Consider the following 13,367-nt stretch of genomic DNA (forward strand, 5'->3'; position numbering starts at 1 on the left):
TGATTCTCATCCGTCAATGACATAAGTCGCGATCACAGCGAATTTCTGCCATGACAACGCAAGGATCACCCAATGCCCCCGCTTCGCCGCATTGCCACCACTCAATTAACCCGCGCTGTGCGCCTGGCGGTATTGGGCGCGTCCCTCGCCAGCCTCTACGGTTTTGCCCTGATGCCCACCGAGGCGTCGGCGCAAAGCCAGACGGTGTATCGCATTGGCGCAGGTCCTCTAGGCAGCGCCCTCACCCAGTTCGGCGTGCAAGCGGGGGTTACCATTTCGTTCGACACTGAACAGGCCCGCAATCTAACTACCGCCGGGCTCGAAGGTTCATACAGCATCGAGGAAGGCCTGGACCGCCTGCTCGCCAACAGCGGCTTGCAAGCTGAGCGCCAGAGCAATGGCGGTTATGTACTGGTCGCCAGCGGCACTGCAGATGCTCTGGAGCTGGGGGCCACCCAGGTGATCACCAACCAGCTGGGCACCGTCACCGAAGGTACCGGTTCCTACACCCCGGGCGCCATTGCCACCGCTACCCGCCTGGTGCTGACACCCCGCGAAACACCCCAGTCGATCAGCGTGGTCACCCGCCAGCACATGGATGACTTCGCCCTCGACAATGTCGACGACGTGATGCGCCATACCCCGGGCATTACCGTCTCGGCCTATGACACCGACCGCACCAACTACTACTCGCGCGGTTTCTCGATCAACAACTTCCAGTACGACGGCATTCCTTCTGCCGTGCGTAACGTTGCCTATTCGGCGGGCAACACCCTGAGCGACATGGCGATCTATGACCGCATCGAGGTACTCAAGGGCGCCTCGGGCCTGCTCAGCGGCGCAGGCTCCCTGGGCGGCACCATCAACCTGGTGCGCAAGAAGCCCACCAGCGATTTTCACGGCCATATCACCACAGGCGCGGGCTCGTGGGACAGCTATCGCACTGAAGTGGACGTCAGCGGCCCGCTGACCGAAAGCGGCAATGTGCGCGGCCGTGCAGTAGCGGCCTATCAGGACAGGCAGTCGTATATCGACCGCTATTCCAACCAGACCTCGGTGTTCTACGGCATCCTCGAAGTCGACCTCACGCCCGACACCCTGCTCACCGTGGGCGCCGATTATCAGGACAACAAACCCCAGGGCTCGACCTGGTCGGGAAGCTTCCCGCTGTACAACTACGCGGGCGAGATCAACAGCGCCAAACGCTCGTTCAGCAACGCCACCGACTGGAGCAGCTGGCAGCAATACACCCGCACCGTCTTTGCCACCCTTGAACAGGACCTGGGCAGCGGCTGGGTGGCCAAGCTGCAACTGGATCACAAGCTCAATGGCTACGATGCCCAGCTGGGTGCCATCCAGTTCAACCAGCCGGCGGCCGACGGCACTGCCAAAATCAACGCTCAGCGCTACAAGGGCGATACCACCAGCGACGCGGCCGACCTGTATGTCAGCGGCCCTTACGAATTCCTCGGCCGTGAGCATGACCTGGTCCTGGGCGGCTCGATCAGCACCGCCAACTGGAAAGGCAAAGGCTACTGGGACGTGACCTTCGCCCAACCCAACCTGGTCGATTACTTCAACTGGGACGGGCATCTGGCCAAGCCCGACTGGGGCAATGCATCACAAATCAACGACGACACCGTGCGCCAGACCGGCATGTACGCCACGACCCGCCTGAATGTCACTGATGATTTGAAAGTGTTTCTGGGTGGCCGGGTGGTCGACTACACCCTGACCGGTACCACCAATACCTATCGTGAATCGGGGCGCCTGATTCCCTACGCCGGCATCACCTATGACCTGACCGACTACCTCACTGCCTACGCCAGCTACACCGACGTGTTTATGCCGCAGGAGTTCTACAACCTCGACCGCAACAGCAAGCTGATTGACCCGGACGAGGGCGAAAACTATGAAATCGGCCTCAAGAGCGAATTTTTCGATGGCCGCCTGAACGCCAGCCTGGCGTACTTCGAGGTCAAGGAAAGCAACCGGCCCATCCCCGACGACGCCTGGAACAACCTGCAACCCACCCCGCCCAACTACGCCTTCAAGGGCACCGCCGCGAAAACCAAGGGCTACGAGCTGGAAATTTCCGGTGAGCTGAGCCCGGGCTGGAGCCTGCAGGCGGGGTACACGCACAAGGTGGTGCGCGATGATACCGGCAAGAAAATCTCGACCTTCGAGCCCGAAGATCAACTGAGCTTCTACACCATCTACAAACTCAAGGGCGATCTGAACAAAGTCTCGGTGGGCGGTGGCGCACGCTGGCAGAGCACGTCCTGGCAGGAGATGTACAACAGCCCCAAGGACCGGTACGAAGACTTCTCGCAAAAACCCTACTGGGTGGTGGACTTGATGACCCGTTACCAGTTCACGGAAAACCTGTCGACCACGCTCAACGTCAACAACGTGTTCGACAAGTACTACTACACCAACATCGGCTTCTATAACTCGGCGATTTACGGCGAGCCGCGCAACTTTATGCTGACCACCCGCTGGGATTTCTGACCGCAGCCGCTATTGCGGGAGCGAGCCTGCTCGTTCCCGCAAATCCCCCGACAGATGACCCCACATCATCTGTACCGTGAAAAACCATCCTTTGTCAGCCCTCGCAGATGTGACCTCTAATTACCGGAAGCAAAGTGACGTCGATCACTTATTTCAACAATAAAAGCGCCTCCCGGAGCACTCTCCATGCACAGCGGTCCCACTCTATTGTTGGTGTTGTTTTGCGCCATCGCCCTGATCGTTTTTCTTATCGTCAAAGTCCGCGTTCATGCCTTTCTGGCCCTGACCGCAGCGAGCTTTGTGGTGGGGATCGGGTCGGGCATGCCACTGATAAAAATTGCTTCGTCGTATGAAGCCGGTGTTGGCGGAACCCTCGGGTTTCTGGCCACGATCATTGGCCTGGGCGGGATTCTGGGCAAGATGCTGGAGGAGTCCGGCGGCGCGGAGCGCATCGCACAGGCGCTGTTGCGCGCCCTGGGCAAGGAACGGGCCTCGTGGGCCATGATGCTGGTCGGCTTTATTGCCGGCATCCCGGTGTTTTTCGAAGTGGGCTTCGTGCTGCTGATTCCGCTGATCTATGTGGTCGCCAAAGAAACCAAAATCAATCTGCTGTACCTGGGCGTACCGCTGGCCGTGTCACTGATGGCCGTGCATTGCATGCTGCCGCCACACCCTGCCGCGATGGCGATCACCGGGATGCTGGGCGCCGATGTCGGCAAAGTGATCATGTATGGCCTGATTGTCGCGCTGCCGACCGCCATGATTGCCGGGCCGCTGTGGGTCAAGCTGGTGTGCAAGCCCGAGGCACCGGCCACTCAGGAAGCGTTTTTGAACGAGCACTGTGAAGACAGCCAAAGCCGTGACTTGCCGGGCCTTGGCATCACTCTGCTGACCATCGCCCTGCCGTTGCTGTTGATGGTCGGTAAAAGTTTCGCTGCCGGCCTGCCCCATGATTCCACGGCATTCAGCGTGATTTCGTTTCTGGGCACGCCCCTGATCGCCCTGTCGATTGCCGTGGTGTTTGCCTACTGGGCGCTGGGTTTGCGCCGCGGCCTGTCGATGGCCGACTTGCTCGCCTACACGCAAAAGAGTTTTCCGCCACTGGCCGGCATCCTGTTGATTATCGGCGCCGGTGGCGCATTCAACGGCATCCTGATCGACAGCGGCGTGGGCAATGCGCTGTCCGCCTCGTTGACCCAACTGAACATGAACCCCATCGTGCTGGCATGGCTGGTGGCCGGTTTGATGCACTTCGCCGTCGGCTCGGCAACGGTGGCAATGATCAGCGCCGCAGGTATGGTGTTACCCATGCTGGGCGCGCACCCAACGGTGAGCAAAGAAATCATCTGTATTGCCATCGGTGCCGGGGCAATGGGCTGGACCCACGTTACGGATTCGGCCTTCTGGGTAGTCAAGGAGTACCTGGGCGTATCACTGACCGACGCCTTGAAAACCTTCACCACGGCCACCGTACTGGCGTCGACGATCGCTCTGGGCCTGACCCTGCTGCTGTCGCGCTTTGTTTGATTGAACCGGTATTTTCCGCCTTAACGTTTAAAGGGACCCCGTCATGATTTTGGGCAGAACACTTGAAAGCTGGTGCGCCAGTTACCCGCTGATTCGCGAGCTGGTCGCACTGCAAGAGACCACCTGGTTCAACCCTGGCGTGGCACCGGTCGCGCAGGCGCTGGGCGATGTAGGGCTGAGCGCTGCCGACGTCGCCGATGCCAGCGCCCGCCTGGCGCGCTTTGCCTCTTTTCTTGAGCATGCCTTCCCGGAAACCGCAGGCAGTGGCGGCATTATCGAGTCGGACATTGTCCCGCTCACCCACCTGCAGCCCTTGCTCGCCGAGCGCTACAGCCAGCCGTTGACCGGCGCACTGTGGCTCAAGCGCGATAGCCATCTGCCGATTTCGGGTTCGATCAAGGCGCGTGGCGGTATTTATGAAGTGCTCAAGCATGCCGAAGACCTGGCCCTGGCCGGTGGCCTGCTGACCCTCGATGACGACTACGCGCTGCTGCACAGCGACAAGGCGCGGGCCTTTTTTGGCCAGTACAAGATCGCCGTGGGCTCCACCGGCAACCTTGGCATGTCGATCGGCATCATGGGCGCCGCGCTGGGCTTTGATGTCACCGTGCATATGTCGGCGGACGCCCGGCAATGGAAGAAAGACAAACTGCGCTCCCACGGTGTCACCGTGGTCGAGTACGAAAGTGACTACAGCGTGGCCGTGGCCCAGGGTCGCCAGCAGGCAGAGTCCGACCCGGCCTGTCATTTTGTCGACGATGAAAACTCGGTCAATCTGTTCCTCGGTTACGCCGTGGCCGGCGAGCGTTTGAAGCAACAACTGGCCGCAGCGCAAATCAGCGTGGATACGCAACATCCGCTGTTTGTATACCTGCCCTGCGGTGTGGGTGGCGCGCCCGGCGGCGTGGCTTTCGGCCTCAAGCTGGCCTTCGGTGACGCGGTGCACTGCATCTTCGCCGAACCCACTCATTCACCGTGCATGATGCTGGGTGTGTACACCGGGCTGCATGATGAGGTCAGCGTGCAGGATTTCGGCATCGATAATGTCACGGCAGCAGACGGTCTGGCGGTCGGCCGTGCATCGGGTTTTGTCGGCAAGGCCATGCAGCGTCTGCTCGACGGTTTCTACACCGTCAGCGACGAAGAAATGTACAGCCTGCTGGCCCTGATGGAACGCAGCGAAGGCATGCGCCTTGAGCCTTCGGCACTGGCAGGTGTACCCGGGATTGCCCGGGTGCAGGGCGAGCAGCAAGGCTACCTGGCGCGCGCCGGGCTGGACTCGCAAGCGATGCAAAATGCCACCCATCTGGTTTGGGCAACGGGGGGCAATATGGTGCCTGCCGACGAAATGGAGGCCTACCTGGCCAAGGGCCGTGAGCTGCTGGGCTGATTCAGGCGCAAAGCGGATGTGGCAAGATGCTCCCATCGCCACATCCCGCCAGAAGCCGGCCTTTGGCTTGAGGGAAAACCACCGTGCTTAACCTTCCGCCCCGCATCAGCTCACGGCTCAACAGCAGCCAGTTCGCCAATCTGCATACCTTTCTGGTGGCCGCCCGCCATCTAAGTTTTGCCCGAGCGGCGCAGGAACTGTGCCTGACCGCCAGCGCCGTCAGCCATCGCATCAGTCGGCTTGAAACCGCGTTGAACATGAAACTGTTCCAGCGCCTTACCCGCCAGGTCAGCCTGACTGACGAAGGCGAACGAATTTTCGAGATTTTGCAGAGTGCAATGGGGGAATTGTCCGAGGCACTGGAGCAATCATCCGAGGCGGAAATTGCCGGTTCAATAGCCCTCTACGCCAGGCCGTCGGTGGCCCAATGCTGGCTGGTGCCGCGGCTGGCGGACTTTATCGAGCGCTACCCGCTGGTGTCACTGGACCTGCGGGTGGGCAATGACAATGTCGACTTTCGCACACGCAAAATTGATTTGGCCCTGTACTACGCCAACGGCGAATTCCCCGGCCTGACCAGCCATCGATTGATGCGCGAACAAATGGCGCCGGTGTGCAGCCCGGAATATGCGCAGCGTCACCGTCTGTATGAGAACCCGCAAAACCTGAGCCACTGCACCACCCTGCACGACTCCCTGGCCTGGGACCATGCCGCCTATGACGCCGAGTGGACCTTGTGGGCCGAACAGCACCACCTGCTCGCGGCACTGCCCAAGCGCACCCTGACCTTCGACCGTTCGGACCTCTGTGTCACGGCAGCGATGAGCCACGCAGGCATCGCCATCGGCCGTCAGCAACTGGTGCAAAAACGGATTGATCGCGGCGAACTGGTGCTGCCTTTTGGCGGTTTCAGCCAGTGTGGCCACTACGATTACTATCTCGTGCACCCGCCGCTCAGCGTAGTACCCAAGCGCTTGCAGGTGTTTATAAGCTGGTTGCACGAGTGTGCCGGGGAAGGATCTGCAGAGTTTACGTAATCACTTCTACTCAGCAAAGTTTTCGATTTTGATCTGACCATCCGGAAAGGTCGCGATAATTTCCAGTTCCCCGCCCATCGCCTGGATGTAATTGCGCAGCGTACTGATATACATGTCCGTACGCCGCTCCATTTTAGAAACGGCTGCCTGGTTGATATTCAGTGCTTTGGCCAGCGTTTCCTGACTGAGCGCCTGGGCTTTGCGCAGCTCATGCAATGGCATTTCTTGTAAATGCTGGACGTACAAAGCCTGGGCTTGCGCCCGCGCCTCTGGGCTCATGCGCGCTTCAAGCCCGGAAAATTTTTTAGCCATTATTCTGGCCCTCTTCAATCAGTGTTTGTAAATGAACGTCGTAAAGCCTTTGTGCAACAGGGACGTTCTCTTCATACCACCGGTCATGGCCGGTCTTGTCACCGCCAATCAACAGCAAGGCGCAGCGACGCGGGTCAAAGGCATAAAGCACCCTATAAGGGCGGCCCGCATGCTGTACACGCAGCTCTCGAAGGTTGCCATGCCGCGAACCCTTGATATCGCTGCAATGGGGGAAGCGCAGGGCCGGCCCGAGCAGCTCTAGCAATTTGACACTGGCCGCCACGCTGACCTGTTCCTTTTCACTGAGCCTTTCCCACCAGTGGCCAAATTCGTCGGTGTACTCAACGTTCCATGTCATGCTCAAAATATGCCACCCAAGGAATATAATCTCAAGGGAATAATCTTAAGCACTTCAGCTAATGGCCAACTAGTTCTAGGCCCAGCTCAAGTGTGAGTGATGGTTTCATCCGGATACGTCCCTTGCGCCGCGGTTAATCGCGGCCAAAAAAAACGCCCCGAACCAGTCGGGGCGTTTTTGTTCAGATGTCCAGCCTGTTTAGCAGGCGGGTAGCATCAGAAAATGCTGATCGGGTAATCAACAAATACGCGAACTTCGTTGCCGCCCACGTTGTAGTCGCTGGCGTTGTTGGATACGCGCAACCACGAGCCACGCAGACGCACGCTCAGGTCCTTGACGGGGCCGCTTTGTACGACGTACTTGGCCTGGTTGAAGATTTCGCGCTCGGTACCACGGCCACGGTCGGAACCGTCGTCGATGTTGGTACCGCGAACGTAGGCGATGTTGTAGGTCAGGCCCGGAATGCCAACGGCACCGAAGTCGAAGCCATAACCCAACTGCCACGAACGTTCGTCCTTGGCGTTGAAGTCGGACCAGTAGGAGTTGGCCAGCAGGATGGTGTTGCCGCCATCGCCCACGCCGCCTGCGTTGCGGTAGCCGCCGTACGGGTAGCCGATTTCGCCGGTGCTGCTCTGGTACGCCAGGGTCACGGTGTGTGCGCCAAAGGCGTAGGTGCTTGCCAGGCTCCAGATCTTGTTGTCCTGGCCGTCCACTTTCAGCACGTCACGGGCGTAGTCTTCTTTGACATGGGTACGGTAGCCGTTGAAGTCAAACGTCAGGGACTGTTTGTCTTGCAGCGGGATCGCGTAGGTCACGCCCACATACTGCTTGTTCAGCTCGTCTTCCATTTCGGAGCCGTACAGGGACGCCGACAGGTTGTCGGTGAACTTGTAGCTGCCGCCGAACACGTTGATGCTCTTCAGGTCGCCGCTGTCGCGTGCTTCAGCACTTTTACGCGACTCTGCGGTGAAGCGACCGACGTTGATTTCCAGGCCGTTGATTTCCTTGGAGGTCAACAGGGTGCCGGTGAAGCTTTCTGGCATCAGACGCGAGTTGTCATACATCAGCACCGGCAGCGCCGGCATTTGGTCGCCGTACTTGAGCACCGTGTTGGAGAAACGCACTTTCACCGCAGCGCCAGCCTTGGCGATGTCGTCAGCCGCTTTACCGCTGGCGCCCTGCTTGAAGAAGTCGATACCGCCCGCGCCGCTTTTGCCACGGCCGCCATCCAGACGCAGTGCGTAGATGCCAAAAGCATCCACACCCACGCCCACGGTGCCTTGGGTGAAGCCCGAGGTGAAGGTACCGAGGAAACCCTGGCCCCATTCGGCTTTGTCTTGTTTGTGGTTTTTGTAGTCACGGCTGATGTAGGCGTTGCGCGCCAGTACATTGAGGTGGCTGTCTTCTACAAAACCTTTTGCGTCAGCTTGATCGTTAGCCATTGCCTGGGTAGCACTCAGTACGCCCAGAGCGAGAAGACCTATCCGTTTGTTCAACATATTATTTTCCTTATTTCTGAATAGAAGCGCGCTGTGGGATTCAAGCTGAAACATTGAGTGGTGGTTGCTTCACATAAACAAAAAAGACCCGCACGAAGACTGTGCAGGTCTTTCGAAAAGTTGGTGTATGGCTTATCGCCACAGGCGTTGGCAGGGATCCTAGCCGCCGTGAAGGCGAGGTGTCAATTTCGTGAAAAATTTGTTAATTACCGTCACTTGAGAAAGTTCTGACCGATATGTCAGCAATTGTTACTGGCAACCACTCAGACCGCAGGCTGGCGCGGAAACGGTTTCGCCTTCGGCGGGCACGCCCTCCTGCTGGCGCAGCCAGGCTGCAAAGGCTTCGGGCTTGCCCATATACGGCCCCAGATCGATCACCCGGTATTGCCCGGACTGCTCAAGTAGTACGGTCGGAAAGCCCTGGCCGCCTACCCGTGACAACAATTGGCGGCTGGCCTTGAAGTGCGCCTGCGTCACTTCGCCGCTTATCGCAGCGTAAGCGGCGCGGAAGTCATCGGCATCCAGGCCCATTTCGGCGGCCACTGCCAGCAACACTTCTTTATCGGCAATCCGCCGGCCCTCTGCGTAATGCGCCGTTTGCAACAGCCCCAGCATGTCGAGGCCGCGTCCAGCCAATTGCTCGGCGGCCAGCACCGCGGTGGTCGGCGGCGCCGAATCGAATACTGCCGTGGTGTCGCGCAGCAAACCCTCAAAGTACGACTCGCCAAAGGGCTGCCCGGTGTATTGGGCAATGCGATGGTCATGGGGCATCACGTAATCACGCAATTGCGCCGACACCGTCTGGCGTTGTGCGCCGGCCATCATTCCGCCGCCGTGGGCCACCACCGGCAAAACTCCCCGCGCTGCCTCGATAAGCGGCTTGGCGCCATAGCACCAACCGCACAGGGGGTCGTAGATGTAATGCAGGACAGATGGAAGGGTCATGACTGGCTCCGGAAAATTAAAAAATCAGAATGCCAGCCTAGCCTTGCGCGGCCGGGGGAAAAACGCCGGTATGCCTTTTAGTGTGTTGCGTGAACCGGGCGAATCAGCTGCGGCAAGGGTTGCAGGGCTGAGAAATAAATAGATACATATTTGCAGGTGTCTCAATTGGTAATTCTTAACATAAAGCAACAAGAACCATTACCATTCGCGCCCTAAAAATATAACCAACTATTACAACTGCCGGACACCCCTCAACCATGCTCTCCCCTCGCCGTTTAACGCCCTTGAATCTGGGGCTGTGTGCCTTGCTGTACGCCGGATTCAGTAACGCTGCCACCGTGCTTCCCGAACTGTCGATCAGCGCCAGCGAAGCCGAAGCAGATGACCCACGGGTCAAGGACGTCACCACCGCCACCCGCACCTCAACCCCGGCGCGCTATGTGCCACAAGCCATCGACTCGGTAAAAACCGCTAACGTCCTCGATTACGGGATCAACAGCATTGGCGAAGCCCTGAGCGGTATTCCCAACGTCAGCAGCACGGCCGACACGCGCTTTGACAGCCTGCGCATTCGCGGTTTTGACGCCAGCAACGACTTTTACCTGGATGGCATTCGCGACGACAGCCAATACGTGCGCGACCTGCACAACATCGAGCGCATCGAAGTGCTCAAAGGCCCTGCGGCAGTGTTATACGGTCGCGGTAGCCAGGGCGGGATCATCAACCGCGTCAGCAAAATGCCGCAGTTCGGTCGCCAGTCGAGCGTTCAGGCCCAGGGCGGCAGCGAGGATTTGCGCAGCCTGTATGCCGACCTCAGCACCGACCCGAGTGACACCATCAGCCTGCGCCTGAACATGGGCAACGAAGACAAAAACAGCTTTCGCGATCACGTCAGCGGTAACCGCCAACTGTTTGCACCCTCGATGAGCTGGCAAATCACCCCCGACCTGAACTGGCTGGTGCAATACGAATACAACCGCTACAACCGCACCCCGGATCGCGGCATTCCGAGCATCGACGGGCGCCCGGCGGATGTCAGCCGTGGCACCACCTACGGCGGGCAAAACGATTTTATCGACGATAAAGTCCAGAACCTGCGCTCGCGCCTGAGCTATGAACTGAGCGATAACTGGCAACTGCGCCATACCCTGGGCGTGTTCAAACTCGACAGCCAGTTCGAAAACACCTACCTGACCGGCTACGACCCGAAAATCAACAAGGTCAACCGCCAGAGCTGGCAGCAGGACATGACCACCCGCAATATTTTCAACAACATCGAAATCGAAGGTGGCTTTGACACGTTCGGCCTGGAGCACCGCCTGCTGACCGGGCTGGAACTCGGCAGCCAGCGCCGCGACCCCAAGCTCTACAAAGCCGGGGGCGTACCGCCCGTAGATGTGTACAACCCCGATCGCAGCCTGCGCCCGACCGGGCCGATGGTAATTTCCAGCGACAACCACACCGAAGTCGAGAGCCAGGGCCTGTATATCCAGGATCAGCTTCGCCTCAACGATCAATGGCAGGTACTGGCCGGCTTGCGTTACGACCGCTTTAACGTCGAGACCACCAACCATCTCAGGCCCTTGATCCCGACCGAAGAACGCAAAAGCCACAGCACCAGCCCGCGCCTTGGTGTGGTCTGGACGCCGCTGCAAAACCACTCGTTCTACGCCTCGTGGACCAAGACCTTCTCCCCTGTGGGCGGCGGCTTGATCGGCATCACCCCGGGTGCTGCAGGCAACGCCAACGACCTGAGCCCGGAGCTGACCAAGCAAAAGGAAATCGGCGTAAAGAGCGACTGGCTGGATGACCGTCTGAGCACCACCCTGGCGGTGTACGAGCTGGAACTCTACAACCGCCGCACCAAGGACCCGGACGACCCGACCATCACCCTGCTCTCCGGCCTGCAACGCTCACGCGGCATCGAACTGACCGCCAGCGGCAAGCTGGGCGGCAACTGGTACATGCGCGGCGGCGTGGGTGTGCAGGATGCAACGGTGGTCAAGGACAACAACGGGCTTGAGGGCAAACGCATCAATGGCGTGGCCAAGCACAATGGCAGCCTGTTTATTACCTGGAAGCCGGAGATGGGCTGGTACGCCGAAACGGGCCTGACCCTGGTGGGCCAGCGTTACGCCGACAACCAGAACACCGTGATATTGCCGGGCTACGGACGCTGGGATGCGCTGGCGGGTTATCGCGAAAAAGACTGGGATGTGAGCGGGGCGCTGACCAACCTGACTGACCGTTACTACTATGCGTCGGCCACCAGTGCGGCGCAGATCATGCCGGGCGAGCCGCGCAGCCTGGTGATGACGGGGACGTACAAGTTCTGAACAAATAGCGACCCTGTGGGAGCGGGCTTGCTCGCGATTGAATCACCGCGGTATGTCAGACAGACCGCAGCGCATTTATCGCGGGCAAGCCCGCTCCCACACCAGTCAGATTTTGTACGGCGCAGGCTGTTGCTGGGTCAGGCAATGGATATTGCCGCCACCCAGCAACAATTCACGACCCGGCACCATGACCACTTCGTGCTGCGGGAAGATCTTCTGCAGGATGGTCTTGGCCTGCGCATCCATCGGATCGTCAAAGCTCGGCGCGATGATGCCGCCGTTGACGATCAGGAAGTTCACATAAGAACCCGCCAGACGCTCGGTCGGATTACGGTCCTGGCTACCCGCCACCTTGTCGACACCGTCACACTCTTCCTGGGTCGCATACATCGGCCCCGGGATCGGCATTTTGTGTACCACGAACGGCCGCCCCTTGGCGTCAGTGCTGGTTGCCAGCACATTCATCGCTGCATGGCAGCGCGCGTAGTTGGGGTCTCGCTCGTCGTCGGTCCAGGCCAGCAACACCTCACCCGGCGCAACGTAGCAGCAGAAGTTATCCACATGGCCGTCGGTTTCGTCGTTGAACAGGCCGTCCGGCAGCCAGATGATCTTGTCCACGGCCAGGTGCGAACGCAGTACGTCTTCGATTTCTTCCCGTGACAGATGCGGGTTGCGGTTGCGGTTCATCAGGCACTCGGCCGTGGTGATCAGCGTGCCTTCGCCATCGACGTGGATCGAGCCGCCTTCAAGCACAAAGCCTTCGGTGTAGTAACGCGGGCAACGCTCGATTTCCAGCACCTTGCTGCCCACTTGTTGGTCACGGTTCCACGGGAAGTACAAACCGCCGTCAAAACCGCCCCAAGCATTGAAATCCCAGTTTACGCCGCGCACTTCGCCGCTGTGGTTGATCACGAACGTCGGGCCGCTGTCACGTACCCAGGCATCGTCGCTGGAGATTTCGACCACCCGAATATTCGGTACATCGAGTTGCGCGCGGGCATTTTCGTACTGGCCTGCGGACACACCGACAGTGACCGGTTCAAAACGCGCAATGGCTTTGGCCACCGCGGCGTGGGCCGCCTGGGCCGGCTTGCCGCCCAAGCGCCAGTTATCCGGGCGCTCGGGCCAGATCATCCAGGTTTGGGTCTGCGCAGCCCATTCGGCAGGCATATGAAAGCCGTCAGCGCGCGGCGAACTGTGCAAAGTGGTCATCTGGACTCCTGGAAAGCGTCTGGGTGTTGAGTACGAAAAAACATGACAGTGGACGCAGCTCAGTACTGCGTCAACGGCGAGCATCTTTATAGCCGATAAATATCGGCAATAAAATCCATTTACTCATGAGAAATGATATTTAGTCGAAAATATATCGATATAAATCTGTATTTCCAGGTTCGCACACAAGTTCCCGACAACGCCCACTTGCACCCCCCGGCGCATCCCCACAAGCTATGC

10 protein-coding genes are annotated in these 13,367 nt (G+C 59.2%); 5 read left to right on the forward strand and 5 right to left on the reverse strand.

Translation table 11 applies throughout. The features are described from left to right. The first annotated feature begins 72 nt into the window (after positions 1-72). The 4 genes from BLU25_RS13605 to dsdC all read left to right on the forward strand — a co-directional run bounded on the left by BLU25_RS13605 (position 73) and on the right by dsdC (position 6,465). Positions 73-2,511 carry a TonB-dependent siderophore receptor gene (locus tag BLU25_RS13605; RefSeq protein WP_016783073.1) on the forward strand — a complete coding sequence of 813 codons (2,439 nt, stop codon included), beginning with the start codon at positions 73-75 and terminating at the stop codon, positions 2,509-2,511. A gap of 186 nt (positions 2,512-2,697) precedes the next feature. Further along, positions 2,698-4,038: a GntT/GntP/DsdX family permease gene (locus BLU25_RS13610; RefSeq protein WP_016783072.1), complete on the forward strand. Its 1,341-nt coding sequence runs from the start codon at positions 2,698-2,700 to the stop codon at positions 4,036-4,038. Between the two features lie 43 nt (positions 4,039-4,081). Then, entirely contained in the window at positions 4,082-5,428 is a 1,347-nt protein-coding gene (gene dsdA, locus BLU25_RS13615; protein WP_016783071.1) for a D-serine ammonia-lyase, read from the forward strand. An 83-nt stretch (positions 5,429-5,511) separates the two neighbouring features. After that, positions 5,512-6,465: a DNA-binding transcriptional regulator DsdC gene (dsdC, locus tag BLU25_RS13620; protein ID WP_016783070.1), complete on the forward strand. Its 954-nt coding sequence runs from the start codon at positions 5,512-5,514 to the stop codon at positions 6,463-6,465. A gap of 6 nt (positions 6,466-6,471) precedes the next feature. Here dsdC and BLU25_RS13625 read toward each other — a convergent pair whose 3' ends face one another. The 4 genes from BLU25_RS13625 to BLU25_RS13640 all read right to left on the reverse strand — a co-directional run bounded on the left by BLU25_RS13625 (position 6,472) and on the right by BLU25_RS13640 (position 9,579). Then, a complete protein-coding gene (locus BLU25_RS13625; RefSeq protein WP_016783069.1) occupies positions 6,472-6,777 on the reverse strand; it encodes a helix-turn-helix domain-containing protein in 306 nt (101 codons plus the stop codon). Beyond that, positions 6,770-7,135, reverse strand: a complete 366-nt coding sequence (locus BLU25_RS13630; RefSeq protein ID WP_016783068.1) for a type II toxin-antitoxin system RelE/ParE family toxin — start codon at positions 7,133-7,135, stop codon at positions 6,770-6,772. Before BLU25_RS13630 ends, BLU25_RS13625 begins: the two co-directional genes overlap by 8 nt. 215 nt (positions 7,136-7,350) lie before the next feature. Continuing rightward, the gene (locus BLU25_RS13635; protein WP_016783067.1) at positions 7,351-8,634 is read right to left on the reverse strand and encodes an OprD family porin; all 1,284 of its coding nucleotides are present in this window, start codon (positions 8,632-8,634) and stop codon (positions 7,351-7,353) included. 249 nt (positions 8,635-8,883) lie between these two features. After that, positions 8,884-9,579 (reverse strand): DsbA family protein, encoded by a 696-nt coding sequence (locus BLU25_RS13640; protein WP_016783066.1) that lies wholly within the window; start codon positions 9,577-9,579, stop codon positions 8,884-8,886. Between the two features lie 257 nt (positions 9,580-9,836). Between BLU25_RS13640 and BLU25_RS13645 the strand changes: the two genes are divergently transcribed. After that, positions 9,837-11,915, forward strand: coding sequence for a TonB-dependent receptor (locus BLU25_RS13645; RefSeq protein ID WP_029611677.1), 2,079 nt, complete (start codon positions 9,837-9,839; stop codon positions 11,913-11,915). A gap of 105 nt (positions 11,916-12,020) precedes the next feature. Here BLU25_RS13645 and aguA read toward each other — a convergent pair whose 3' ends face one another. Next, positions 12,021-13,127, reverse strand: a complete 1,107-nt coding sequence (gene aguA, locus BLU25_RS13650) for an agmatine deiminase (protein WP_016783064.1) — start codon at positions 13,125-13,127, stop codon at positions 12,021-12,023. Positions 13,128-13,367: the final 240 nt, after the last annotated feature.

This window comes from Pseudomonas fragi (assembly GCF_900105835.1).
GTDB classification, from domain to species: Bacteria; Pseudomonadota; Gammaproteobacteria; order Pseudomonadales; family Pseudomonadaceae; genus Aquipseudomonas; species Aquipseudomonas fragi.